This is a genomic window from Brucella sp. NBRC 14130 (genome assembly GCF_040371715.1).
Taxonomy (GTDB): domain Bacteria; phylum Pseudomonadota; class Alphaproteobacteria; order Rhizobiales; family Rhizobiaceae; genus Brucella; species Brucella intermedia.
Genome location: NZ_BAABTE010000021.1, coordinates 15,630 through 41,417 on the forward strand (window position 1 = coordinate 15,630; position 25,788 = coordinate 41,417).

The window sequence follows — 25,788 nt, forward strand, 5'->3', positions numbered from 1 at the left end:
GTGTCCGCCAGCCCCTCATTTTGTATCGTTGTGTAAAAAGGCGCGCTCACCATCTCGTGCTGTGGTGGCTAGCACCTTTTGGTGGCTTCGAGGACCCGAGGCAGTTGGCGGGGTTCGCTCAGGCTTAACCCTGCGCGACCGATCAAGGAACTTAAATTACCTCACCGCGTTACTCACAGGACGGAGATGCCAGTTTCCTGCCTTGCGCGTCGTTGCGCGATATTTGGCGGGAATTTCACGGCGAGCCAAGCTTCAAATATCTATCCGACACTATGAGGAAACGAACTATGGCAAAGGAAAAGCCCCTCGAAGACCTGTTCCGCGATGCGCACAAGGACATCTCCTATGAGCGCAGGTCAGCGCAGGCAGTCGGGAACGACGAGATCGCTCGCTGCCGCACCTTGAAGCGATGGGCAAAAGAACGCGGCTTGAACCATGCACAGAATCTGCTTGATCAGACGCTTCAGGAACAATTCAGGACCGACTGCAATCTGATGAAGCTTGCGGGCGGTTCAGTCAACCAGCGTCCCACGGCAGCGTAATTATGGAAGGGTGCTGTTCGGCACCTTTTTCATGTGAACAGAGATCACGTAAAAGGAGGAGCCAGCCATGTCAGCCAGCGACAAAGCCGCATCTAAACGGAAGCCACGCCAGATTCATGACCAGACGCTTGAGGCTGGCCAAGGTGGTGAGCTTCATCAGGTTGCCGACGACAAGACACCGGTCATGACCACGGCCCAGGGCGGACCGATTTCAGATGACCTCAATACGCTCAAGATCGGTGCACGCGGTCCGACGCTTATCGAGGATTTCCATTTTCGGGAAAAGATATTTCACTTCGACCACGAGCGTATTCCCGAGCGCGTCGTTCATGCCCGAGGCTATGGCGCGCATGGCTATTTCGAGACGACAGCATCACTCAGCGAATATACGCGCGCAGATATTTTCCAACGGGTTGGCGAGAAGACGCCTGTCTTTGTCCGTTTTTCCACGGTTGCTGGATCGAAGGGTTCGTTCGACCTCGCCCGGGACGTCCGGGGCTTCGCCGTCAAGATTTACACCAAGGAAGGCAACTGGGATCTTGTCGGCAATAACATTCCAGTTTTCTTCATTCAGGACGCCATCCGATTCCCCGATATGGTCCACGCCGTCAAGGAGGAGCCGGATCGGGCATTCCCGCAGGCCCAGTCGGCACATGACAATTTTTGGGACTTCATCAGCCTGACACCAGAATCCATGCACATGATCATGTGGATCATGTCGGACCGCGCCATACCGCGCTCGTTCCGTTTCATGGAAGGATTTGGCGTCCATACTTTCCGCTTCGTGAATGACAGGGATCAGTCGACCTTTGTCAAATTCATCTGGAAGCCGAAACTTGGCCTCCAATCCGTCGTATGGAACGAAGCGGTCAAGATCAATGGCGCCGACCCCGATTTCCATCGGCGCGATCTCTGGAATGCCATCCAGGCAGGTGATTTTCCGGAATGGGAACTGTGCGTGCAACTCTTTGATCAGGATTTTGCCGACAGCTTCGACTTCGATGTGCTGGACCCGACCAAGCTTATCCCGGAAGAAATCATAAAGCCCATGCCGGTTGGGCGGCTGGTGCTCAACCGCATGCCGGACAATTTCTTCGCCGAGACTGAACAGGTCGCGTTCATGACGCAGAACGTTCCCCCCGGCATCGACTTCTCGAATGATCCGCTGCTTCAGGGGCGCAATTTCTCCTATCTCGACACGCAGTTGAAACGGCTGGGTAGTCCCAATTTCACCCACATCCCCATCAATGCACCCAAGTGTCCATTTCACCATTTTCAGCAGGACGGACATATGGCGATGCGCAACCCTGTGGGGCGGGCAAACTATCAGCCCAATTCTTGGGGGGAGGGACCGAGGCCCGATCAAAAGCTCGGATTCCGATCATTTCCGGCGCAGGAAGATGGGCAGAAGGTTCGCCTTCGGGCGGAAAGCTTTGCCGATCATTACAGCCAGGCGCGCCAGTTCTACCTGAGCCAGACCGAGACGGAGCAGAAGCATATAGCGATGGCGCTGACCTTCGAACTGTCGAAGGTGGAAACGCCCAGGGTCCGCGAGCGTATTGTTTCCCACCTGCTCAACATCGATGCGACCCTTGCGGAAACGGTCGCCGGCAAGCTTGGCATCCGCACGATGCCGCAGGCGGCAGATGTGATGGTGCCGGTGCGCGATGATCTTGCTCCCTCGCCAGCGCTGAGCATCATTGCGAACGGGCCCGGCAGCTTCAAGGGCCGGAAGATTGGTGTACTTGCCGCCAATGGCTCGAATGCCGAGGTGCTGGACGCAATCCGGCAGGCCGCTGAACAGGAGGGCGCAACGTTGGAACTGGTCGCGCCAACGGTCGGAGGTTTTGAGGCGTCCAGCGGCGACTGGATGGAGGCCGATCATATGATCGATGGCGGTCCATCCGTGTTGTTCGACGCTGTCGCACTTGTACTGTCGGAGGAGGCAGCGGATCGATTGACCAGAGAAGCCGCGGCGCGGGATTTCGTTGCCGACGCCTTTGCCCATTGCAAGTTTATCGGGTTTAGCGTCGGCGCGATGCCGCTACTGGCAAAGGTGGGCATTGAACCCGATATGGATGAGGGACTAATCTCGCTGGACAATGAAAAGGGAGCGTCGGAATTTGTTACATCCTGCCGCAAGCTCCGGTTGTGGGCGGGGGAAAATGCCGTCAAGCTTTGACATGCGGCACAAGACGGATGTGAAGAGACTTTTCGAAGACTGAACCCAAAGCGGTCCGGCCCCAAGCCGGACCGTTTATCATGTCAGAACGTGAACCGGTCCAGTCGGGACCTACGCGTTCTTCTTGCTGCTCCAACCTGTCGAGCGGGTGTCCTGGACGATGGCTCTTTCTGGATGGGGATTGACCCCCTCGACCGGCCGCTTTCAATCAGCCAGCTGCGACCTGAAAAGGGGCAGGGAAGCGACCCTGCCCCAAAGCGGATACTATGCCTTTGCCGCTTCCACGAAGCGTGGATTGAAGGTCTGCGCAAACGAGATATCTGCATTCGCCAACTCTGGGTCGAGAGCCTTGAGCATTTCAAACAGGCTCTTGAAGCCGTCTTCCGCAATCAGACCCTTTTCGGAATACATGGCGCGGGACTTTTCGAAGCCGGTCTTGTACAGCTCCCGGTCACCCAGCAGATATTCCTCCGGCACGGCATCCGCCACTTCATCGGCAGAAGCCTTATGGATCCAGTTCAGCGATTTGACGAATGCATTGACGACACGCTGCGTTGTAACCGGATTGGCATCGATGAAGCTCTGCTGCACATATACGGTCGCTGCGGGATTGGTGCCGCCGAAAAGCTGACGCGTGCCTTCTTCGGTGCGCGTGTCGAGAAGCAGTGTAATGTCGCCATCCACTTCCAGTCGCGTGATAACCGGATCGAGATGGACGAGAGCGGCAATTTCACCCTTCTTGATGGCTGCGACCGCACTTGCGCCACCGCCGACACCGATGATCGAAGCGGCATCTTCGGCGAGACCGTTCTTGATGAGCGCATATTGCAGCAACAGCGACGTCGATGAACCTGGCGCCGTGACGCCGACATTCTGGCCCTTGAGATCGGCAATCGTCTTGATCTGACCGGTAAGGTCCTTGCGCACGCCGATGCAGATTCCCGGAAAACGGCCAAGCTCGCAGACGGCCTTGATGTCCTGTCCTTTGTTCTGCATGCGAATGGTGTGTTCGTACGCCCCAGTGACCACATCGACCGAACCGCCGATCAGCGCTTGCAGGGACTTTGCGCCACCGCCGAAATCATTGATGGTGGCCTTGATGCCTTCTTCCTCGAAGAACCCCTTGCGCTCGGCAATGGTGAGGGGGAGGTAATAGAAGAGCGGCTTGCCGCCGACGCCGAACATCAGTTCCGGTTTTTCTGGTGCCGCGGATGCATCCTGCGCATAGGCAGGCAGGCGCGAGGCGATGCCCGCAAGCCCGAAGGCAGCGGCACCCAGCAAGATATCTCTACGTGTTGTTCTCATGGTTTCCTCCTTGAATCCTTTTAACCATTGTGTCCGGCAGCTTTCGGGCGCCAGACCAGCAGGCGCGCTTCGATGATAGAGACGCCCCAGTCGATGACGAGCACGAAGGCCGTCAGCACCAGCATGCCGGCAAAGACGCCAGTAACGTCGAACACGCCTTCGGCCTGATGGATCAGGTAGCCAAGCCCTGCCGACGAACCGAGATATTCCCCTACGACCGCGCCGACGACGGCAAAGCCGACAGCCGTATGCAGGCTGGAGAACATCCACGACAGCGCGGATGGCAGATAGACGTTGCGCAAAAGCTGGCGCTCGTTCATGCCGAGCATACGGGCATTGGCGAGCACAGTCTGGTTCACCTCCTTCACGCCCTGATAGACGTTGAAAAAGACGATGAAGAAGACCAGCGATACGCCAAGTGCGACTTTGGACCAGATGCCGAGGCCGAGCCACAGCGCGAAGATCGGCGCCAGCACGACACGCGGCAGCGAATTGGCGGCCTTCACGTAGGGGTCGAAGATCGCGGCGAGCAAAGGCTTGCGGGCAAACCAGAAACCGATCAGCACACCGCCGATTGCGCCGATGGCAAAGGCCAGCATGGCTTCAAGCAGTGTGATGCCGAGATGATACCAAATCGTGCCTTCCGCAAACCATTTGGAGATGCGAACGGCCACATCGCCCGGCGTGGCAAAGAAAAACTTCGCTTTGGCCGGATTACCCAGCAAGTGGGTTGCGGTGAAGAGGTGCCAGACCAGAATGACGGCCACCGCCACGCTGAGCTGCGCCAGAAACAGCATAGGCTTTTTCATTTCTTTTCCCCACTCGTCTGCTGATAGCCCTTGAGAACCTCTTCCTTGAGCGCACTCCATATTTCGCGATGAATTTCGTGGAACTTGTCGTCGAGGCGTATTTCGGAAATCTCGCGAGGGCGGGCGAGGGGAATTTTATACTCAGCCATGATGCGGGCACGCGGCCCGGCAGACATGATGACGACGCGATCCGCCAGCGCGATGGCCTCTTCCAGATCGTGGGTCACGAACATGACCGCCTTCTTGTCCTGTGACCACAGGTCGAGCAGAAGGTCGCCCATGATGACACGCGTCTGCGCATCGAGAGGGCCGAAGGGCTCGTCCATCAGCAGATATTTCGGATTGCGGATCAGCACCTGCGCAAGGCCGACGCGCTTTCGTTGTCCCCCCGACAGCATATGCGGATAGCGGTCACCAAAACTTGCAAGACCGACGCGGGCCAGCCACTCGCGAGCCTGTTCGCGGGCCTGTGCCTTTGGCGTGCCTGCGATTTCCAGCCCGATGGCAACATTGTCCAGCACGGTCTTCCAGGGCATGAGAGCGTCCTGCTGGAAGAGATAACCTGCCTTGCGATTGAGGCCTTGAAGCCGCTGGCCGCTGATTTCGACAGTACCACTGGCGGGTACGAGAAGCCCGGCAACGGCATTGAGCAATGTGGATTTTCCGCAACCGGTCGGGCCGACAATCGCCACGAATTCGTTTTCGGCAACTTCAAGATTGCTTTCGGCGACAGCATCGAAGCGGCCACCATCGGCCAGCTTGAACGAAATCTGCACATCTTTGAGCGCAATTGCTGTCTTGCGTGTCTCTTCCATTTGAATACGGCTTGGTTCGGCGCTCATCGCTGGTCACATCCCGTGAACTGACGATGTGTTCTGCCATAACGGCTCATATAATCCGCTCCTCTTCGGGTAGCGCCTCGTGAAAGGGGGAACGCACAAGATGCATAATCTTGTCCATCAAAAAGTGAGGCGCAAAAATTTGCGATAGAGTCTCTTCGTATAACGTCCCGGCAAGAACATGCAACGAAAAGCACATAGCGCGTTTCAAACTATCGACAAAAAGAAGCTCAGGCGAAATATTGTTGCGATCAGCCGCGCCAGGTCAGGAAACGTTTCTCGATCTGCCCGATGATGAAATTGACGATCAGGCCCATCACCGAGAGGATTGTGACCCCAGCAAACAGCTTTTCAAGGTCGTAGAGCGAGCCTGCTTCAAGGATATAGGAACCGACGCCGAACTGGGCGCCGAGCATTTCGGCTGCGACCAGCAGAATGATGCCGATGGAGATCGAGACCCGCAACCCGGACAGGATTGAAGGAAAGGCGCCCGGCAGGATGATCTTGCGCACGATGGACCACCACCCGAGGCCGAAACTCTGCCCCATGCGCACGAGCGAACGATCCACGTTGTCGACTGCGCCGTAAGTGGCGACCACCGTTGGCGTAAAGGTGCCAAAAGCGATGAGCATGTATTTCGACATTTCGTCGATGCCGAACCAAATGACGAAAAGCGGCAGGAGCGCGATCTTGGGAATCGGGAAAAGGGCTGCGACGAGCGGCACCAGACCTGCCCGAACATAACTGAACAGGCCGATCATCACGCCGAGACCGACGCCGATTGCGATACCGAGGCTGGCGCCGATGACAAGCCGCCTTAGTGATGGCAGCAGGTGTTGCCACAGGAGCCCGGTCTGCCAGAGCTGGACGAAGGTTTCCAGCACGGCGGATGGACGGGGCAACGTCAGGTTGGATATGAAGCCGCTACGGGTTCCGATTTCCGCGAGCGCCAGCAGTGCCGCAAACAGGATCAGGGCCATATGGCGCACCGGCTGGGGCGCAAAACCGCCCCCCCGGAAAGGGACCGGGCGAACATCCGGGTGGGGCTGCTTCATTTCTGCGATCTCAACCATTGATCAACTCCTGATCTGCAGCCTGCGCCTCCGCCCGCATCAACTCCCAGAGCTCTCTCTGCTTTTCTTCAAGAACGGGGTCGCCAAGATGACGCTCGGAAAGGGGAATGTCGATATCGACAATTTCCCTGATCCTTCCGGGCCTTCGCGACAACACCACGACCCGATGACCGAGCCGAACAGCCTCGTTGAGATTGTGCGTGACATAGACCGATGTGAACGGTTGACGCGTCCACAGCGCAATCAGATCGTCCATCAGCAGTTCCCGCGTCTGGCTGTCCAGCGCCGACAAGGGTTCGTCCATAAGCATGACGGCAGGGCGGACCGACAAGGCACGCGCAATCGCTACGCGCTGGCGCATGCCGCCCGAAAGCTGCTTCGGCAATGCCTGCCGGAAATCCAACAGCCGGGTGCGCTCCAGAACATTGGTGACAATCCTGTCCATTTCAGCATGACCAAGTCCGTGATCCTCAAGCACCAGCTTGATATTTCCTTCGACGGTGCGCCACGGCAGCAGAGCAAAATGCTGGAAGACATAAGTGAGGGGATTGAGCGAATCCTTTGGCGGCGACCCAATTTGCAGCACCTCACCCGAGGAGGGTTTTTCAAGCCCGCCGAGAAATCGCAGGAGCGTGGATTTTCCGCAGCCCGACGGTCCGATCAGGCAGACTATCTGCCCTTGCGGGATGGTGAGCGAAATATCGTTCAGAACTTCGACCGGACCATAAAAATGGCTGACGTTCTTAAGCTGCAGGTCCATTTCAACTCCAGTCGGAAAGTACGCTCGCCGACGACAACATCCCAGCTTTGGATGCCTGTTCCGGCTTGTGCCCGGCAAGCCAGCCGGGCACGGAAGATTTAAGTTTAGCCAGACTTAGATCGTCTTGACGTAGGATGTGTCGAAAAGTTTTTCCTGCGTGACGTCTTCCTTGACCATGCCCTCGGAGCGGAACCACTCCAGCTGCTCCATACAGCTGTTGAGCGAAAGGGCCAGCCCCTTGTTGATACGCATTGCCCCATCGATCAGGTTTTGTTTTGCCGTCTCGAACGGGCTGTCGCTTTCGACATATTTGTGCACGATTTTTGCGATGTCGTCGCGCGCCGCATCATCCGCCGTGTTGTCGACGAAAGCCGCATTATAATCGTCGATTGCCCGGGAGTAGGCTTTCACGAAAGCTTCAGTCATGGCGCGCTCGTCGCTCGCATTCTTAGTAGACGTGAATGCTGTAGTGACCTGATAATCCGGAGCGTAGTCGGAAACGAGGCCGATCTGTTTGGCAGCGCCTTCGCGAATGAGCTTTTTCGCGATATTGGGCTGGATCGCCCAGGAATCGATCTGCCCGGTTGACAGGGCGCCTACCAAGGCACCAAGTTTCTGCAGCGGACGGAGCTGGATTTCTGAAAGCGGAATATTATTGGCCTTGGCGATCTTGTGCGCCATGAAATGGAATGACGAACCCGCCGTGGTGATGCCGAAACTGTGTCCGGCCAGCTTGGATGGCTCCGTCAGCCCGCCTTCATAAGCCTTGTTGGAGGCCAGAATAACATTGCCGGTGATGCCTTTTTCTTCCGCAAGCGCACCGCCGATGACCTTGATCGCGCCTTTGTCGGCTAGGCTGATAAGCCCGCCGCTCATCGCGGTCACACCGAAATCGGCGTCGCCGGACGCGATGGCGACCGCCATGGGTTGGGCGGCCTCGAAGAATTTCAGCTCGATATCGAGACCGGCGTCTTTGAAATAACCGCGCTCATGGGCGATATAGCTCGGCGCATGGCTCGCCAGATGGAGCACCGCCAGATTGCGCGTCGCGGCCCGGGCAGGGGAGCCGAAAGCCGTGCTGATGCCCAGTGCACCAAATCCCATCAATGTCTGACGGCGTGTCAGGGTGAAATCCATTCTGGCTCTCCTCCGATGCGGGTGCCAGCCGGCGCAACAGATTTCCTGCCAAGCCCGGCAAACAAAATTTCCTTACGTCTCTGCCACGAAAAAATATGGAAGATTGCTTTCGCATAAAGCGCCGGCGCCGGATTTTCAATGTTTTTAACGGCTGAGCCTCACACCCACGAGCCTCAATCGCATCGGGAAATAGGCTTAACCGGTACTGGATGTGTTCAAAATGGTGGAACCATACTGCGAAGTTTAGCCGAGAAGCCTTCTGCGATAGCAAGCGCGGCCGGAGCAAGTTATAAGACCAAGTTATAGGGTGGGCGAAGCAGATTGGGTCCTAGCTAAAAAGTGACTCTCGTGGCTCTATTGTATTAAATTAGAGCATTCCGTTCAAACTTCAGGTGACGCCGATGAATGACGAAAATATGGATCAGCAGGGCGGGGTGGTGTTACCTTCGCATTCTTATTCCGGGTCATATGCGTGGCAAACGAGTTTCTATGATGCCGAACTCGATCCACGTGACTGGCTGGCGGCCATCATTGACGGTTCTGATGACGCGATAATCAGCAAGGACCTGAATGGTAACGTTAAAACCTGGAACAGGGGAGCCCAACGACTATTCGGATACGAACCTGATGAAATTGTGGGAAAGCCGATCACCATCCTTATCCCGGATGATCGCCTGCAAGAGGAGCCGGCGATTTTGGCCCAGATTCGCGCGGGAAACCGCGTGGATCATTTCGAAACCGTACGAAAGAAAAAAGACGGGACGCTTTTTGATATCTCTCTAACCATCTCTCCGATCCGGGATGCGGGAGGCAAGATTATTGGCGCATCCAAAATAGCCAGGGATATCACCGAACGGCGTCGGGCTCAGGAACAACAACGCCTCCTGATGGGCGAAATGAATCATCGGATCAAAAACCTTTTTGCACTGGCAAACGCGATTGTTTCCTTGAGCGGGCGGGAAGTGAAAACCGCCGAGGAATTGCGTCAGCATTTGCAGTCCAGACTTTCTTCACTTGCAAGAGCCCACGCACTAACAATGCCCGATTGGGAAGAAGTTGGAGCGGCGTCCATCTCTCTTCACGCGCTTCTGCAGACAATACTCGAACCTTATGATCACCAGAATATAACCGTTACTGGCGCCAATCCCGCGGTTTCCGGAAAGCAGCTGAGCAGTCTTTCGTTGTTGCTCCACGAGTTCGCGACCAATGCGGCCAAGCATGGGGCGCTTTCAGCGCCTGGGGGCAACCTTTCTGTAACTGCCCTTGAAACCGAAGATACGTTTGAATTGCTCTGGTCGGAAACCGTACAGGATCACCCCGAAGAACCCAATGTTGAAGGGTTTGGAACCCGGTTGGAGGCCGCGCTCTCGGGCGCTCTCAACGCCAGGGTTCAACGGAACGGGACCTCGACTGGTCTCGAAATCAGCTTGCTGGTCCCCAAAGCAACACTGGAGCCTAAATAGAAGAACGACTTCACCAAGCGATAACGGCGTAGAGGGTTTCGTTGTAATCTATTGGCGTTTACTACCGGGCGCGCCGCGCAGCTGGGTAGGCATTGCAAGCACGATACCAAGCGATTTTGGCCAAGTGCCGCTTGGATACCAAAGGTTTCTTGGGTGCCTTCAGGGACGAGTTGTCGCAGAGGATATCGAGGCTTGTTCCAGCGGACTGTCCGGTGCTGAACAAAGGAACACGGGGCAACGCTGCGTTTCCAATTGAGCAGCCTTTGAGGTTTCCACAAGTCATCGAAGTTACGCCGCTAATTCCCGTTATCCAACCACTTTGGGTCTTGCCGCGCTCCCGATCCTCCCCGAGCGGTCACTCAAACCGGAGGAGCCATACGGCGACAATCGGAAAGGCGAGCATCGCCGCGACCATGAAAAAGAGGATTCGCCAGCCGGGAGGAACTGCCCGATAGCCGAGCCCGGCAGACACGACTGCGAGCAAACCTGTCAAGGGCCAGCCGAAATAGCCAAAAATGATAAGGTAGGCTTCGTAAGGAGTGAAATTGATCACTGTCAGGCCTGCATAACGCGAGCGGGGGGGGGGGGGAGAGGGATGATGCGAATGCTCCAGCGCTTGTCTGGTGACGACCCATCAAATCCAGATGGCAAATCCTAAACATGCTGCAGCTGGAACTTCGTGCCTTTGGTTTCCTATGGGCGAAACAAGGTAAGTTCCTGGAGGAACGTTCCATCACCCTTGGGTTCTGACGACATCTCGCCCAGAAAGCCGGAGAATTTGCCAGTGGTTCCGATTACGGCAAGCGCCGATTTTCCGTTTTCAGCCTCTTGTCCTGCTACCACGATGCTTCCGGCTTCGAATTTCAGTGTCCATTGGCACTGTCCGTGAGCACCGCTTTTGGTCGTCACGCAGCAGCCGCTATTGGTGCCTATATCGCGCCGGTACTAATCCATCAAAGGTTGATCGAAGACGAACAGGTCACCCTGTGATGGTCCGTCTGAGCCGGTGTCCACGGATCTCTTTTCTCCACGCGTCCCGTCCGCGATCGTGATGATCTTTGTTTCGTCCCGTCGCGGCTGCTGCGATTGATCGGGTGGCGAAACCAACCTTGCTTTACCGGCCATGTTTTGCGACCAGCCAATACAAGAGGCCACTCCGACGACGAGTAGCGCGCCAACGGTGACGATATCTCGGTTCATTTCTTCCTCGATGGTAAGTGTTTGCTGTTACGGTTCGTTCGTCAATTGTCGCGCATCTCGCATTGAGACAACCTTGGTCTTTGCCTGGATCAGGGTGCACATCTCATCGATGCAGCCCTCGGCGCGGATACCTCAAAATCCGAAATTAGCACACAGAAAGAGTTCGCCATCGTTTTCGACGGAGGATTTCCGGTCGATGACCTTTGATGGATTGACACCTCCACGTTCTCCGGTATTCTTTTATAAAAGCTTATATAACATAATTGTGGAACAATTCAAAAATGGGGATTTTGTCTTGCGGATCAAACTAGCACTCCTTCTGGCTTCTGCGATGCTCTTGAGTCCCGGTGCTTCACTGGCGCAGGATAAGGGCGGCGTTATCAATGTCGCGACAATCGGCGAGCCGCCGACGCTCGATCCGATGGTTTCCACCGCTGATCTGGTGGGGATCGTCACGCAGCATATTTTCGAAACGCTCTACACCTTCGACAAGGAATGGAAGCCGACGCCATTATTGGCAGAAAGCCTGCCGGAAATCAGCGCGGACGGAAAAACCTATACGATCAAGCTCCGTTCCGGCATCAAGTTCCATGACGGTAGCGACATGACGTCGGAAGACGTGGTTGCGTCGCTGGAGCGCTGGACAAAGCTCGCTTCGCGGGGAAAACAGGCATCGGTCTTTATTGAAAATATCGCGGCGACCGATCCGGCTACGGTGACGATAACGCTCAAGCAGCCATATGCGCCACTGACCTCACTGCTTGCCTTCAACAATTCTGCGGCGATCATCATACCCTCAGAAAAGCAGGCTGAGCCGATGAACGAATTTATCGGCACCGGTCCCTATATGCTCAAGGAGCGAAAGGCAGATCAGTATATTCAGCTCGTGCGTTTCGACGGTTACAAGTCGCGCGACGGCGAGAGCGACGGTTATGGCGGCGCGCGTCATCAATATCTCGACGAAATCCGTTTCGTATCGGTCCCGGACGCCAACACTCGTGTCGAGGCCGCGGTTTCCGGACAGTATGATTATGTCGATTCCATTCCGGTCGAATCCTTTGACAAGATCAAGTCTTCGACAGCTTCCCAGCCATTGCTTCTGAAGCCCTTCGGCTATCCTGTGTTTGTCTTCAACACCAAGGAAGGGGTGGCGTCGAAATTGCCGGTACGAAAGGCTGTAACACACGCATTGAGTATGGAAGACATGCTTGCGGCTGCGTTCGGCAGTACGGAATTCTACGCATTAGACGGTGCCTTCTATCCTTCCAATTTCGTCTGGAATACGGACGCGGGTGTGGAAGGCAATTATAACGTGGCCCAGCCGGAAGCTGCAGCAGAAGATTTGAAGGCTGCCGGCTACAATGGAGAGCCGCTGCGCATTCTGACCAGCCGCCAATATGAGTTCCATTACAAGATGGCGCAGGTGGCCGCCGAATATCTGAAGCTTGCCGGTTTCAACGTGGATTTGCAGGTTGTCGATTGGGCGACGCTGACGCAGCGCCGTGCTGATCCCAAGCTCTGGGATATCTATATAACGCACAGCCCTTTCCTGCCCGAACCTGCTTTGATGGGGTCTCTGTCGACCAGTTCGCCGGGCTGGTGGGACACGCCAGCGCGTAAAACCGTAGTCGATGCTTTCACGTCGGAATCCAATCCGGACAAGCGCATTGCGCTGTGGGCAGACGTTCAGAAGACCATCTATGACGAACTGCCCCTGATCAAGATCGGCGACTTCAATGCTGTCGCGGCGATGTCCACCAAGCTGGAGGGCGTTGAGCCAGCGCCGTGGCCTTACTTCTGGAATGCTTCGTTGAAGAAGTAACTCCCGGCAATGCAAATGCCGTCCGTCCGGTCGGCATTTGCTGAAATCTTCAATCTGGAGAATCTGATCGCATGGTGCGCTACATCCTTCAGCGATTTGTCGGCATGGCTGTCGTCATGTTTCTGGTCGTGACGATCGTGTTCGTGATTGTCCGGGTGACGCCCGGCGATCCTGCCGCCGTCATGCTTGGACCAGATGCATCGGCGCAGGATATTGCCGATCTGCGCGCCCGGCTTGGTCTGGATCAGTCGCTGGTCATTCAGTACTTTTACTACATAGGTCAGCTGCTGAAGGGCGATCTCGGCCAGTCGATATTCCTCAACATGCCAGTCGGCGCAGCATTGCTCGATAGAGCCGAGCCGACGTTCTTTCTGACAGTTCTTTCGCTTCTGATTGCATGCATCATTGCTCTGCCGGTCGGAGTTTATGCGGCTTACAGACGTGGTTCCTTTGTGGATCAGGCTGCAACGACGGTTGCCATGCTCGCAGCGAGCATACCGAGCTTCTGGCTCGGCCTTATCCTCATGCAGTTTTTTGCGGTCCGGCTGAACCTGTTTCCGGTGTCCGGCTATGGCGGGCCGGGTTCGAGCTTCATGGATCGAATGTATCATCTGATCCTGCCAGCCATCGCGCTGGGGCTGGTTTCCTCTGCCCTGATCCTGCGCTTCACACGTGCCTCAATGCTTGATGTTCTAGGTGACGATTACATCCGCACGGCGCGCGCAAAGGGCCTGATAGAGCGGCGTGTGATCATGAAGCATGCCTTGAAGAACGCGCTGATCCCGATCCTGACCGTGATTGGTCTCACCGCGGCCGTCCTGATCTCCGGCGCCGTGGTGACGGAAACAGTGTTCGGCCTGCCGGGGGTTGGCAATCTTGTGGTGTCTGCAGTCCTGCGTCGGGATTATCCGGTAATCCAAGGCGCGCTGCTCGTCATCGCGGGGCTCTATGTCTTGATCAATTTCATCATCGACATGCTCTATCTGTTCGTAGATCCGAGGGTTCGCTACTGATGGCCGATCTGGTTACGACTACGCAAAAAGCACCCTCGGAACGCGCTTTGTTTGTCCGTCGGCTGTTCAAACGCAAGACAGTGGCGGCTGGCATTATCGTGCTTGCGGTCTTTGCCATCCTCGCGCTGCTGGCGCCCTGGATTGCACCTTATTCGCCGTCGAAGCTATCCATCGTCAACCGTCTCAAGCCGCCGAGCGAAATGTTCTGGTTTGGCACGGATGAGTTCGGACGTGACGTCTTTTCTCGTACGATCTATGCCGGACGGCTGTCACTTATGGTGGGCGCGGCTGTTGTCGTCCTGTCGGCGATCATAGGAGTGACACTCGGATTGCTCGCAGGTTTCTTTCAGCGTCTGGATACTCCCATCGCTCGCCTGATCGACGCGATGATGGCGTTCCCCGACATTCTGCTGGCCATCGCGCTGGTCGCTGCGCTCGGCCCATCGCTGGCGACGGTCATCGTTGCCCTGTCAGTCGTCTACTCACCGAGGCTGGCGCGCATCGTGCGCGCCTCGACGCTGGTGATCCGTGAATTGCCTTATGTCGAGGCGGCTCAATCGCTTGGAATCTCGACATTCCACATCATGACGCGGCACGTGCTGAGAAATCTGATCTCGCCCATCATCGTGCAGTGCACTTTCCTCTTTGCGAGCGCAATGCTTGCCGAAGCGGGGCTCTCCTTCCTTGGTCTCGGCGTAAGCCCCGAGATTCCAACTTGGGGAACCATGATCGCCGCGGGACGCCAATATATCGGCCAAGCCGACTGGATGACCTACTTCCCCGGCTTCGCCATCATTCTTTCCGTCCTCTCGCTTCAGATGGTTGGCGACGGACTACGCGACATGCTCGATCCAAGACTGCGAAGGGATTTGTAATATGATTTCCGGTGAACAGGCGAAGCCGCTTCTCATCACCAATGTCAGACCGGTAGCTTTCGGTGAACATTCCGATACGACGACCGATATTCTCGTCGGGAAGGACGGCAATATCAGCGCCATCGGCAAGTCGTTGAACGCACCGGCAGAGGTGGAGCGGATCGATGGCAAGGGAGCCTGGATTTCGCCGGGTTGGGTCGATCTGCATGTTCATATCTGGCATGGTGGTACGGATATCTCGATACGCCCTTCCGAATGCGGCGCTGAACGAGGGGTGACGACACTCGTCGATGCCGGTTCGGCGGGGGAGGCCAATTTTCACGGCTTCCGGGAATATATCATTGAACCTGCCAGGGAACGGATCAAAGCCTTCCTCAATCTTGGTTCAATCGGCCTTGTCGCCTGCAACCGGGTTCCGGAATTGCGCGATATCAAAGATATTGATCTCGACCGTATTCTCGAATGCTACGCAGCCAATAGCGAGCATATCGTGGGGATCAAGGTCCGGGCCAGCCACGTCATAACCGGGTCGTGGGGCGTTACGCCAGTCAAGCTTGGCAAGAAGATCGCGAAGATACTGAAAGTGCCCATGATGGTCCATGTGGGTGAGCCGCCCGCGCTCTATGATGAAGTTCTTGAAATTCTCGGGCCCGGCGATGTGGTTACGCATTGCTTCAACGGCAAGTCCGGCTCCAGCATCATGGAAGACGAAGACCTGTTCAACCTCGCGGAACGCTGCGCGGGCGAGGGCATCCGGCTGGATATTGGCCACGGCGGGGCGTCCTTCTCGTTCAAGGTCGCGGAGGCGGCAATTGAACGGGGACTCCTTCCATTCTCGATCTCGACAGACCTGCACGGACATTCGATGAACTTTCCTGTCTGGGATCTGGCGACAACAATGTCCAAATTGCTGTCGGTCAACATGCCGTTTGAAAATGTCATCGAAGCCGTCACGCATAACCCGGCATCGGTGATCAAGCTCTCGATGGAAAACCGGCTTTCTGTTGGGCAACGTGCCGATTTCACGATCTTCGATCTGGTTGATGCCGACTTGGAAGCGACGGATTCCAATGGTGATGTGTCTCGGCTGAACAGGCTTTTTGAGCCCCGCTACGCAGTCATTGGCGCTGAGGCGATTACGGCCAGCCGCTATGTGCCGCGTGCGCGCAAACTCGTTCGCCACAGCCACGGCTATTCGTGGCGCTGAAACTGGCAGCGCCGCATTGAATTTTGCGGGAACGTCCCGTGACGAAATGATGAGGAAAATTCGTGTCCCATTCTCTCCAAACGACCGAAGTACGATACTCCCCCTATGAGCGCCTGGCTTCACTTGGCATAACCTTGCCGCCGCCGCCGCCGCCCATCGCGAACTTTGTCACGCATGTTCGGGAAGGCAACATCCTCTATCTTTCCGGGCAAGGGCCAAGGGAAGAGAGCGGACATTTGCGGGCCGGTAAGGTCGGCGGCGACATCGGCGTGGATCAGGCCTATCAGGATGCCCGTCTCACCGGTATCAATCTGCTGGCCGTCATGCACGGAGCGCTTGGCGACCTTTCCCGTGTAAAGCGTGTCGTGAAGCTGTTGGGCATGGTCAACGCCGTGCCCGACTTCGAGCTACACCCCAATGTCATCAACGGCTGCTCCGATCTTTTCATCGAAGTGTTTGGTGCAGCCGGTCAACATGCGCGTTCAGCCGTCGGCTTCGGTTCCTTGCCGGGCAATATCACGGTTGAGATCGAAGCGATCGTCGCCCTGAAAGACTAGGACAGCGTCAATGATTGCGCCAGCCCATCAGCTTTTCGATCTTCGCCGCCGAAGCGCGCACCTGACCGGTGTAGCGGCTTTCGTCGGAAAGCACTTTCTGTTCAGGAAGCACGATGGAGATTGTCGCAACGCATTGTCCATCGCGGTCGCAGATCGGGGAAGCAATGCAGGCAACGGCATAGTCGGATTCCGCAATCTGGATCGAGAGCCGCTCATCGAAGGCTTTCGCCGCAGCCTCCGAGAGACTCGTGGCGTCGATTTCGGCCCGACCGGTCGGAGAAGTCCGGGCGCAGCGCTTGAAAAGCTCGATCCGTTCATTCTCAGCCAAATGCCCCACCAGAAGCCGACCGGATGCAGTCCAGTTCAAAGGTACTCTTGTGCCGACACGCGAGGCAACCTGAAACGGGCTTGGTCCGTCCGCCATGGCCAGAACAAGCATATGGTCTCCATCCCGGCCGCACAGTTGCACTGCTTCGTTCGCTTCGCGGCAGAGATCATGCATTTCGTGCGTGGCGACGCTCATGAAATCAAGCGACCGCGCGTAGGCAAGACCGTAATGATAGAGCCGCGCACCGAGCCAGATCGCACCGTCCGCGTTGCGGGCGAGCATGTTTTTCTCAACGAGATCATCGATGGTCACATAGACCGTGGACAGAGGCGCCTTGATCGCCTTGGCAATCGCATAGGGACCAGCTGGAGCGCCGGCCTCATAAAGATAGTCAATCACCTGCAACGCACGGTCGATGCCGCTGACACGCGAGCGGCGTGTCGACTTGGTTTCGGTATCGTCTGCAGGGGACGTTTCGGCGGGAATAGCGGTTGACAATACGCTCACTCAAGTGCTCCGTGTGAAATTCGAGAAGTTATTACATTATTATGGCATATATGTCGATGCCTGAGACAGCGAAAGAAATGGGAGAATTGACATGACCGATGATATCCGCCGCAAGATCGGGCTTCGACCGGTCATCAATGTTTCCGGCACGATGACATCGCTTGGCGCATCCATCGTGGTGCCCGAGGCAATAGAGGCGATGGCAGCGATCTTGCCCCAGTTCGTCGAGGTCAACGATCTCCAGCGCAAGGCAAGCGAAGTGATTGCACGGTTGACAGGCGGCGAAGCTGGCTTCGTCACGGCGTCCTGCTCGTCAGGCATTACACTTACTGTTGCCGGAACCATGACAGGCAACAACCTTCTCGCGATTGAAAGGCTGCCGGATACGACGCCTGAAAAGAACGAAGTTCTGGTGCAGACCGGTCACGTGGTCAGTTACGGCGCTCCGGTCGATCAGGCAATCCGGCTTGCGGGAGGCAAGGTCGTCCTGATCGGACAGGCGACATCTACCCATCGCTATCACATGGAGAATGCGATTACCGAAAAGACGGCTGCGGCGGTTTATGTCGTATCGCACCATGTTGTGGACTATGGCCTTCTGCATCTAAGCGAGTTTGTCGAGATCGCGCACGCCAGGGGCGTGCCGGTGATCGTGGATGCTGCATCCGAATATGACCTGAAGCTCTTTCTGGAAAAGGGCGCAGATATTGCAATCTATTCGGGACACAAGTTTCTTGGCGGCCCAAGCTCGGGGATTGTCGCAGGCAAGAAGGAACTCGTTCGCCATGCTTTCCTGCAAAATCTCGGCATTGGGCGCGGCATGAAAGTTGGCAAAGAGAGCATTTACGGCGTCATGGCTGCACTGGAAGCATGGGAAAAGCGTGACCATGCCGGAATTCGCGAACGGGAAACCGGATATCTGGAACTGTGGAAGAGAACGCTTGATGGCCGCCCCGGTGTCACGGCTCTGATCGAACCAGATCCGACGAACAATCCGCTCGACCGCCTGCGAGTGATTGTGTCTGCAGCCGATGCGCACATCACGGCTTGGGATCTCGTAACCGCTCTTGCGCGTGGGAATCCACCGATCATAACCCGTGACCATGAGGTAGAGCAGAACTATTTCTATCTCGACCCATGCAATCTGCATCCCGGACAGGAGACTGTCGTGGCTCGACGTTTGGGTGAGGAACTCGACAGAGCCCGGGCATCGAACGAGATTATCGCTACCCCCTTTGAGGACCGAAGCAGGCATCGCTTCGATGGCTTGCTGCGTTGGCCGGATTGATGGCTGGCAGAGGCTGAGTAACGCGGAGGAACATTATGACGTCTGGGAAATTTGCGACGGTTGGAAAACACGAACCTGTTTTATCCGTTCGAGGACTGACTACCTCCTTTCTGGTCGACGGCGCATGGAAACCGGTTGTCGATGATGTTTCCTTCGACGTTCATCCGGGAGAAACCGTCGCAATCGTCGGCGAATCCGGCTCGGGCAAGAGTGTTACTTCGCTGTCGATCATGCGTCTTCTGCAGAAGGATACGAGCCGCATCGAAGGCAGTATCAGCTTGGCCAGTCGGGAGCTTCTGACGCTCTCGGAAAATGAAATGCGCCGCATTCGCGGCAACGAAATTGCCATGATCTTTCAGGAGCCGATGACGAGCCTCAATCCGCTCTTCACAATCGGCGACCAGATTTCCGAAGCATTGCTCTGCCATTCGCAAATGTCGAAGGCAGACGCGCGCGCTGAGACGGTCCGCTTGCTTGAAAAGGTCCGCATTCCGTCCGCTGCATCCCGCTTTGATGAATATCCGCATCGTTTTTCGGGCGGTATGCGTCAGCGCGTCATGATTGCAATGGCTCTGGCATCGAGACCCAAATTGCTGATCGCCGACGAACCGACCACGGCACTGGATGTAACCATTCAAGGCCAAATCCTCGATCTTATCAAAACGTTGCAGGAAGAAGAGGGCACTTCGGTTCTTTTCATTACGCATGATATGGGCGTGGTGGCGGAAATATCGGATCGTACTGTTGTCATGTTTCGTGGAAAGCAGGTTGAGACAGGACAGACGGCCGATATTTTCAGGCAAAGCAAACATCCCTATACGCGAGCACTTTTGTCGGCGGTTCCTGTACTGGGTTCGATGCAGGGCTATCAACGTCCTCTACGGTTTCCGATAGTAGACGATGCGACTGGGCTCGCGGAAAAACCGGTCGAAGTGGCGGATACCGTCGACAACGTCGATGTTCCGGTGCTGGAAGTAAAAGGTCTTACAAAGCGCTTCGAGATTTATTCAGGCTTCATGTCTCGACTGAGCGGGCGTGTCCATGCGGTGGAGAACGTGTCTTTCACTCTGCGCAAGGGGGAAACCCTTTCGCTGGTCGGCGAAAGCGGGTGCGGGAAATCGACGACCGGGCGCGCCATCATGCGATTGACCGAACCGGACTCCGGTGAGGTTCTGGTGGAAGGCCAGAATATCCTCAGCCTCGGCAGGCAGTCCATGCGCGAGATGCGCCGAACTGTTCAGATGATCTTTCAGGATCCTTACGCGTCGTTGAACCCGCGTATGACGGTGGGAGCCGCCATTGCGGAACCTTACATTGAACACCGGTTGGGAAGCGCAAGGGATGCGAAGAATGTTGTCGCAGACATGCTGGAAAAGGTCGGCCTGACGCCGGATATGGCAAAGCGCTACCCGCATGAATTTTCCGGCGGGCAAAGACAGCGCATCTGTATCGCCCGCGCGCTTGCCCTGAAGCCCAAGGTTATCGTTGCCGATGAAAGTGTGTCGGCGCTGGATGTCTCGATCAAGGCTCAGGTCATCAACCTCATGCTGGATCTTCAGGAGAGCCTTGATCTAGCGTTCCTGTTCATCTCGCATGACATGGCCGTTGTGGAGCGTGTAAGCCATCGCGTGGCCGTAATGTATCTGGGCGAGATCGTAGAAATAGGGCCGAGGTCGTCGGTCTTTGAAAACCCCCAACACGACTATACACGCAAGCTGATGGCGGCGGTTCCGATCCCTGACCCTGACCGACGCAAGACCAGGCTTTCAAGCGAAGGGGGAGAACTCAAGAGCCCTATTCGGCCCGCGGATTTTGTCGTGCCTTTGCGTGAATATCGCGAGGTTTCGCCGGAGCACTTCGTGGCGTTGTGGGGCACGTGATCTTACGAGCGGACTTATGATTGATCCGGCGCTGCCCCAGCTTCGCCAACAGCAACGAACGCCTATGGGGTGGCGTCGGGCTGGGCGGTAGCTACAATTGGGATGGCGATAAATATTCGATCTATGGAAAGGGTTCAGTTAACACCAGCCTGGCCGAATTCGGTGATAGTTACTGCTACAAGGGAAATATCGGCTTTCGCGTAAAGTGGTGATTAGCGGATTTATCGCTTCAGAGCATAGGCTCGCACACACCGGGCCCGGAGGCGTCTGCATATCTTTGAGGTGGTCAAGAGAAACCTTCTATGAGCACCTCGACCGCGTTCCAGAGGGGATAAATACCCCCAAATTGTCTTCGTGGCTGGCACCACCAAAGTTTTGTCCTGGAACATATGCCGCAGCTCGCTGTTAGGGCGGTGAGCGAAAGAAAGGACAAGCCGAAATGGAAAGACAATATCCACAGCCGCCGTTCGAAACCCAGCACCAACCCATGCCCGGTTACACAGAAAAGATGAATCCGACGCCCGACCATGGGGAAACCTCCTACAAGGGGTCGGGCAAACTGGAGGGGTTGCGGGCGATTATCACGGGGGGAGACAGCGGTATCGGCCGAGCTGTGGCGATAGCATATGCACGCGAAGGCGCGGATATGCTGATCGCCTATCTGGAAGAAGATGAAGACGCGCTCGCCACCAAATCACTCATTGAGAAAGAGGGCAGAAAGGCTGTCCTGATGAAGTGCGATATCCAGCATGCACAGACTTGCCGCGATGTGGTTGATCGCGCTGTGAGCGAGCTGGGCGGCATCGATATTCTGGTGAACAATGCGGCTCATCAGGCAAGTTTCTCGGCGCTCGACGATATCAGCGACGAGGAGTGGGAACTGACGTTTCGCGTCAACATCCACGCGATGTTCTATCTGACGAAAGCAGCCATTCCTCACATGAAACCCGGATCTGCGATCATTAATACGGCTTCCATCAATTCTGATATGCCGAATCCGAGTCTGCTGGCCTATGCAACGACCAAGGGCGCGATCCAGAATTTTACTGCGGGACTGGCGCAGCTTCTGGCGGAAAAGGACATTCGCGCCAATGCTGTCGCTCCCGGGCCGGTATGGACCCCACTCATTCCCTCAACCCTTCCCGAAGATGCGGTACGAAATTTCGGCAAGCAGACACCTATGAAAAGGCCTGCCCAACCGGCAGAACTTGCTTCTGCTTATGTCATGCTGGCAGACCCGCTGTCGAGCTTCACTTCGGGCGCCACCGTAGCTGTCACCGGCGGCAAGCCGCTCCTGTAGCGGGATGTATCTGCCAGCTGCGGCAGGCGCATTCCACCGCTATTTTTTCGGATCGATCAATGCCAGGCCCAGTTCCGGTCGATAGGTCCGCATCATGGTGCTTGCGTTTTCCTTGATGATCACCTCCAGCGTTGGGCGGACTGTCGCTTCGATCAGATGACCGCCTTTCGCCTCACCACTGCGCATTCCAACAACGACATGCAAATGCAGGCCGGGCCTTCCTTGTTCATCCAGCGCGCAATCGCCGAGCAGGCTGAGCACTTCGCATTGTTCGTTGATCTCGATCCGGTGATAGTCCTGCCGTTCAAGGTCGAAAAATCCCAGCGTCGCTTGGCTGAAAGCGCCGATCCCGGACAACGAGGCCGCAGTGAGGGCCTGTTCGCGGACAAAACGTTCAAGCGTTGCGACCACGGCTTCTTCCCGGGGCAGCACAACGATGAAAGTGCGCTGGCCTTCGCCTTCTCCCAGTACTTTGAACTGCATTTCCTGTCTCCTGTTCCTGGGTTTCGGAAACGCAACCAACAGCGCGGCAAAAGGTTTCAGTTCGCTCCAACCTGAAGAGACAACCGAATTGTTGGAAATTTTTTGGAAGACCGATCCTAATCCTGCATCGGCCCAATGCCCTGCATCAGTCGCGCGGATTCCCTTTCCGGCCAGCCATAGGCGTCCCGGGCATAGCGTTCCAGTTCGTGGCGGTTACGAATAAAAACCACTCCTCGTTCTGACTTGATCAGGCCTAATCCCTCAAGAATGTGAAGGGAAGTCGTGACACTGGGACGACGAACGGCAAGCATGACTGAGAGGAATTCGTGGGTGAGAGAAATTTTATGGCCGGATATTCGGTCATCGCACATCAGCAGCCAACGGGCTAAGCGTTGCGTGACGCCGTGAATGGCGTTCGAAACGGCTGTATAAGCAAGCTGAATAGAAAAGGCCTCGATGGATCGGATCATGATCTTCGAAAAGTTGCGGTTTCCTTCCATCCACCGGCGAAACTTGTCATAAGGCATTTCGTAGCCTTGCGCGGCGACCTGCACGAGGACATCATATGAACTGGTTTCGACCCCGGCGATCGCGGAGGTCGGAATATATCCGTCACATCCGAAGATTCCCGCTTCTGCCCGGCGTCCTTCCGTGGTGGTAACGACAATTGAACCGATACCCGCCGTGAGGAAATAGACCTTTTCGATCGGCTTTCCCGTTTTCGCGAGTATCGTACCGCGTGGGAGTTCCGCATATGATGTCTCGCGGATGACGTTCTCGTAGTCGGACGGAGAAAGCAATGCCAGAAGCTTATTGGCCCTGGCATCTGTCGGCGGAAAAGACATCTGGTGCACCTCGGTCGTTCGTCATGAGGGTGAACCTGCGGAGCAAAAATTGGTTCCGGAAGCACTTTGCAGAGATCTCGTTTCCAGACTGTGAGCAAGGTTCGCCCACCCCGCTTCGGCTATTGCTCCGAAACGCTTATCCCACCCGGGTGTAAATTGCTTTCGAGCCGAGCTCTCGCCCTGTTAAGCCTGCTCTTGATCGTTCCGATCGTGCAGCCGGTTGCCATCGCGGCGTGTTCGTAGCTTAGCCCGTTGAATATCACCAGATCGAGCACCTTTTTATGCGCGGGGGACAATTTACCATATGCCTCGCCGACATCCTGCAATTCGAGCGCCAATTCCTGAGGCGCGCTTATCGTCGGCTCCTCCCACGTCTCGAGCGCATCTTCGCGGCGCGCTTTCTTGATCCTGGTGCAGAACGTGTTTTTCATAATGGTGAACAGCCACGACTTGAGCGAGCCGTAAGGGGTGAACCTGTCTCGATGGCGCAGAGCTTTCAGAAGCGTCTCCTGCACCAGATCATCGACGTCGGAACTTTGATGGCACATCGTCCGGGCGAACTGGTGCAACGCGGGCACCAGCGCCAACACCTCTTTTTCGAAATCCGATTTTGATGGCATGGTGTATTCCTCCTTCACCGGGGAAGTAAGATCGTGCCGGCCAGTTGGTTCCCTCCAAAGTGGGTAAATGTACGCTAGCGTACATTCTTACAGCTCGCCGCCGCGAGAACGATCGCGATCTTTATCGCTCGCACCTCAAACCACCTCTGCTCCAGGAAACATCGCGGGAACGAAAGCCATTCTGGTGAGTTCGGTAAGTCCAACAGGAGTTTGGCAGATGATGATGGCAACACAGGTCGTTTCGATAGAAGACGATGAAGCCTATTCCGTTCAGTTCTTTGACGATTCCGGCAACACCGTTTCCGTTTACTTTCAAAATCCTCAATGTATTCAACTTTCCCCGGCCGATGCGGTGAATGAGGCATTGGCGCGGATGTTGCTTATGATCGAGGGAGCGAGCGGCCAAAGCGCCGTGGAAAGGATCGAAGGATAAATGCCTCTGGAAACCGGGCTTTTACGGGGCAACCTGCGAGAAGGCTGCATGCATCTTTGCATTGATATGCAGAATCTCTTTGGCCCCGCATCGCCCTGGCATGTGCCGTGGGTCGAGGCAATCCTGCCCAATATCGTCGATATCTGTTCCCGACGCAGTGAGGATACGGTTTTCACCCGTTTCATACCCCCCAAGTCACCAGAGGCGGCGATGGGAGCATGGAAGAGTTATTACCGCAAGTGGGAAGCCCTTACCCTTGAACGTGTGGATCCGTGGCTTATTGAACTCGTCGCCCCGCTGCGGGAATTTTCGCCACCCGCCGCTCTGCTCGACAAGACTGTATATTCTCCCTGGACAGAAGGCTTTCTCCAGCGATATCTGCACAAAAGGCGTGTTCACACACTGATCGTCAGCGGCGCTGAGACCGACCTTTGTGTCCTGGCAACGCTATTGGGCGCCGTGGATCGAGGATACCGGGTGATTGTGGTCACCGACGCCGTGTGCAGTGTTTCCGATCAGACGCATGACGCGATCATTTCCCTCTGCCATCAGCGTTTTAGCGAGCAGCTCGAACTGGTTTGCACGGAAGAGTTGATCGATAATTGGCATTAAATTATTGCACGGGGCGGAATTTCTTATCGAGCGGTCACTCGGACTTACATATCCCATCATCGCGCCCTGTGTCGTGAGAGAAATCTGTCCAGTTCCCTTTGCTCTGGCGCCTGGCCTGTGAATGTCTCGACATAATAGGGGATGCGCGCGAGGCGCACATCGGTCTCTTCCCGCGTTCGCATGGAAAAGTATCCGATCTGCACCAGATAGAGCGTGCGGGCACGCACATCGGACACGGGGCCGCCAAAGCCAAAACGTTCAAACATCCGCGCCAGGCCTTCCAGGCGTATGGCGTCGGCGTTCCTCACCTCGTCTTCGACGTCGGTCGATTGAAGCGCCCAGCTGCGGATCGCAAATTCAAAAGCGGAATCGAACAGACTGTGGTCCAGCCAGCAGTCAAACACGTTCAGGACCGCTTCCTGTATTGTTTCAGCATAGGCATCAGCCTGACGCAGAAGAGCGCCCGTATTCTTGTCGCGCCAGCGTGCAATAAGCGCGTCGAGCAGCTCTTCGCGGTCCTTGAAAAACCAGTAAAAACTTGTGCGCGAAATATCGAGCGACTTGGCAAGCGGCATGATGCGAACGGCGTCAATGCCACTTTCGATCAGCGCATCATAAGCTGCCTGAAGCCATAAATCGGGCGAGCCGCGCCACCCTGCATCATTCGTGATGTTTTGTTCCATATCGGAATTTTATCAAGCCGAACAA

General features: G+C 56.0%; 26 protein-coding genes and 1 pseudogene. 14 read left to right on the forward strand and 13 right to left on the reverse strand.

Going from position 1 to position 25,788, the window contains the following annotated elements; genetic code table 11:
• The first annotated feature begins 287 nt into the window (after nt 1-287).
• Both ABWW28_RS24950 and katE read left to right on the forward strand, forming a co-directional pair.
• A complete protein-coding gene (locus ABWW28_RS24950) occupies nt 288-542 on the forward strand; it encodes a DUF892 family protein (RefSeq protein WP_025089650.1) in 255 nt (84 codons plus the stop codon).
• A gap of 67 nt (nt 543-609) precedes the next feature.
• A complete protein-coding gene (katE, locus tag ABWW28_RS24955) occupies nt 610-2,724 on the forward strand; it encodes a catalase (RefSeq protein ID WP_353392638.1) in 2,115 nt (704 codons plus the stop codon).
• Nucleotides 2,725-2,988: 264 nt separating this feature from the next.
• Here katE and ABWW28_RS24960 read toward each other — a convergent pair whose 3' ends face one another.
• From ABWW28_RS24960 to ABWW28_RS24985, 6 genes are all read right to left on the reverse strand, one after another.
• On the reverse strand, nt 2,989-4,029 hold the full coding sequence (locus ABWW28_RS24960) for an ABC transporter substrate-binding protein (protein WP_025089648.1): 1,041 nt from the start codon (nt 4,027-4,029) through the stop codon (nt 2,989-2,991).
• Between the two features lie 20 nt (nt 4,030-4,049).
• A complete protein-coding gene (locus ABWW28_RS24965; protein ID WP_006470720.1) occupies nt 4,050-4,838 on the reverse strand; it encodes an ABC transporter permease in 789 nt (262 codons plus the stop codon).
• Nucleotides 4,835-5,680, reverse strand: coding sequence for an ABC transporter ATP-binding protein (locus ABWW28_RS24970; RefSeq protein WP_113342657.1), 846 nt, complete (start codon nt 5,678-5,680; stop codon nt 4,835-4,837). Before ABWW28_RS24970 ends, ABWW28_RS24965 begins: the two co-directional genes overlap by 4 nt.
• Nucleotides 5,681-5,928: 248 nt before the next feature.
• The gene (locus ABWW28_RS24975) at nt 5,929-6,750 is read right to left on the reverse strand and encodes an ABC transporter permease (protein ID WP_112672570.1); all 822 of its coding nucleotides are present in this window, start codon (nt 6,748-6,750) and stop codon (nt 5,929-5,931) included.
• Nucleotides 6,743-7,510: an ABC transporter ATP-binding protein gene (locus tag ABWW28_RS24980; RefSeq protein WP_112672568.1), complete on the reverse strand. Its 768-nt coding sequence runs from the start codon at nt 7,508-7,510 to the stop codon at nt 6,743-6,745. The genes ABWW28_RS24975 and ABWW28_RS24980 overlap by 8 nt, the downstream gene beginning before the upstream one ends.
• Before the next feature lie 114 nt (nt 7,511-7,624).
• Entirely contained in the window at nt 7,625-8,647 is a 1,023-nt protein-coding gene (locus ABWW28_RS24985) for an ABC transporter substrate-binding protein (protein ID WP_112672566.1), read from the reverse strand.
• Between the two features lie 401 nt (nt 8,648-9,048).
• On the opposite strand from ABWW28_RS24985, the gene ABWW28_RS24990 reads away from it, so the two are divergent.
• Complete coding sequence (locus ABWW28_RS24990; RefSeq protein ID WP_247886238.1) at nt 9,049-10,110, forward strand: PAS domain S-box protein; 1,062 nt, start codon at nt 9,049-9,051, stop codon at nt 10,108-10,110.
• A gap of 693 nt (nt 10,111-10,803) precedes the next feature.
• Here ABWW28_RS24990 and ABWW28_RS24995 read toward each other — a convergent pair.
• On the reverse strand, nt 10,804-11,019 hold the full coding sequence (locus ABWW28_RS24995; RefSeq protein WP_006469696.1) for a hypothetical protein: 216 nt from the start codon (nt 11,017-11,019) through the stop codon (nt 10,804-10,806).
• 36 nt (nt 11,020-11,055) lie between these two features.
• Nucleotides 11,056-11,310, reverse strand: a complete 255-nt coding sequence (locus ABWW28_RS25000) for a hypothetical protein (RefSeq protein WP_006470717.1) — start codon at nt 11,308-11,310, stop codon at nt 11,056-11,058.
• Between the two features lie 331 nt (nt 11,311-11,641).
• Between ABWW28_RS25000 and ABWW28_RS25005 the strand changes: the two genes are divergently transcribed.
• From ABWW28_RS25005 to ABWW28_RS25025, 5 genes are all read left to right on the forward strand, one after another.
• Nucleotides 11,642-13,132, forward strand: coding sequence for an ABC transporter substrate-binding protein (locus ABWW28_RS25005; RefSeq protein WP_266018360.1), 1,491 nt, complete (start codon nt 11,642-11,644; stop codon nt 13,130-13,132).
• Between the two features lie 71 nt (nt 13,133-13,203).
• Entirely contained in the window at nt 13,204-14,145 is a 942-nt protein-coding gene (locus ABWW28_RS25010; RefSeq protein WP_006469698.1) for an ABC transporter permease, read from the forward strand.
• A complete protein-coding gene (locus tag ABWW28_RS25015; protein WP_006469699.1) occupies nt 14,145-15,020 on the forward strand; it encodes an ABC transporter permease in 876 nt (291 codons plus the stop codon). The genes ABWW28_RS25010 and ABWW28_RS25015 overlap by 1 nt, the downstream gene beginning before the upstream one ends.
• Nucleotide 15,021: 1 nt before the next feature.
• Nucleotides 15,022-16,227: an amidohydrolase/deacetylase family metallohydrolase gene (locus tag ABWW28_RS25020; protein ID WP_006470715.1), complete on the forward strand. Its 1,206-nt coding sequence runs from the start codon at nt 15,022-15,024 to the stop codon at nt 16,225-16,227.
• A gap of 62 nt (nt 16,228-16,289) precedes the next feature.
• The gene (locus ABWW28_RS25025; RefSeq protein ID WP_006469701.1) at nt 16,290-16,784 is read left to right on the forward strand and encodes a RidA family protein; all 495 of its coding nucleotides are present in this window, start codon (nt 16,290-16,292) and stop codon (nt 16,782-16,784) included.
• Nucleotides 16,785-16,791: 7 nt separating this feature from the next.
• Here ABWW28_RS25025 and ABWW28_RS25030 read toward each other — a convergent pair whose 3' ends face one another.
• Entirely contained in the window at nt 16,792-17,619 is an 828-nt protein-coding gene (locus ABWW28_RS25030) for an IclR family transcriptional regulator (RefSeq protein WP_006469702.1), read from the reverse strand.
• A gap of 91 nt (nt 17,620-17,710) precedes the next feature.
• Between ABWW28_RS25030 and ABWW28_RS25035 the strand changes: the two genes are divergently transcribed.
• The 4 genes and pseudogenes from ABWW28_RS25035 to ABWW28_RS25045 all read left to right on the forward strand — a co-directional run bounded on the left by ABWW28_RS25035 (nt 17,711) and on the right by ABWW28_RS25045 (nt 22,087).
• Entirely contained in the window at nt 17,711-18,907 is a 1,197-nt protein-coding gene (locus tag ABWW28_RS25035; protein WP_113342656.1) for an aminotransferase class V-fold PLP-dependent enzyme, read from the forward strand.
• Nucleotides 18,908-18,942: 35 nt separating this feature from the next.
• Nucleotides 18,943-20,787: an ABC transporter ATP-binding protein gene (locus ABWW28_RS25040; RefSeq protein ID WP_006469704.1), complete on the forward strand. Its 1,845-nt coding sequence runs from the start codon at nt 18,943-18,945 to the stop codon at nt 20,785-20,787.
• A gap of 38 nt (nt 20,788-20,825) precedes the next feature.
• A pseudogene (locus ABWW28_RS27655) lies at nt 20,826-20,999 on the forward strand (autotransporter outer membrane beta-barrel domain-containing protein); the annotation flags it as partial.
• Between the two features lie 227 nt (nt 21,000-21,226).
• A complete protein-coding gene (locus tag ABWW28_RS25045; protein ID WP_006469707.1) occupies nt 21,227-22,087 on the forward strand; it encodes an SDR family oxidoreductase in 861 nt (286 codons plus the stop codon).
• A 39-nt stretch (nt 22,088-22,126) separates the two neighbouring features.
• On the opposite strand, the gene ABWW28_RS25050 is transcribed toward ABWW28_RS25045, so the two are convergent.
• From ABWW28_RS25050 to ABWW28_RS25060, 3 genes are all read right to left on the reverse strand, one after another.
• Nucleotides 22,127-22,570: a PPC domain-containing DNA-binding protein gene (locus tag ABWW28_RS25050; protein ID WP_006470712.1), complete on the reverse strand. Its 444-nt coding sequence runs from the start codon at nt 22,568-22,570 to the stop codon at nt 22,127-22,129.
• Nucleotides 22,571-22,686: 116 nt separating this feature from the next.
• On the reverse strand, nt 22,687-23,415 hold the full coding sequence (locus ABWW28_RS25055) for a Crp/Fnr family transcriptional regulator (protein WP_006469709.1): 729 nt from the start codon (nt 23,413-23,415) through the stop codon (nt 22,687-22,689).
• 119 nt (nt 23,416-23,534) lie between these two features.
• Nucleotides 23,535-24,035, reverse strand: a complete 501-nt coding sequence (locus tag ABWW28_RS25060; RefSeq protein ID WP_006470711.1) for an RNA polymerase sigma factor — start codon at nt 24,033-24,035, stop codon at nt 23,535-23,537.
• 217 nt (nt 24,036-24,252) lie between these two features.
• Between ABWW28_RS25060 and ABWW28_RS25065 the strand changes: the two genes are divergently transcribed.
• A complete protein-coding gene (locus ABWW28_RS25065) occupies nt 24,253-24,468 on the forward strand; it encodes a hypothetical protein (protein ID WP_006470710.1) in 216 nt (71 codons plus the stop codon).
• Entirely contained in the window at nt 24,469-25,080 is a 612-nt protein-coding gene (locus tag ABWW28_RS25070; RefSeq protein WP_006469712.1) for a cysteine hydrolase family protein, read from the forward strand.
• A 56-nt stretch (nt 25,081-25,136) separates the two neighbouring features.
• Here ABWW28_RS25070 and ABWW28_RS25075 read toward each other — a convergent pair whose 3' ends face one another.
• Nucleotides 25,137-25,763 carry a TetR/AcrR family transcriptional regulator gene (locus ABWW28_RS25075; RefSeq protein WP_006469713.1) on the reverse strand — a complete coding sequence of 209 codons (627 nt, stop codon included), beginning with the start codon at nt 25,761-25,763 and terminating at the stop codon, nt 25,137-25,139.
• Nucleotides 25,764-25,788 lie beyond the last annotated feature (25 nt).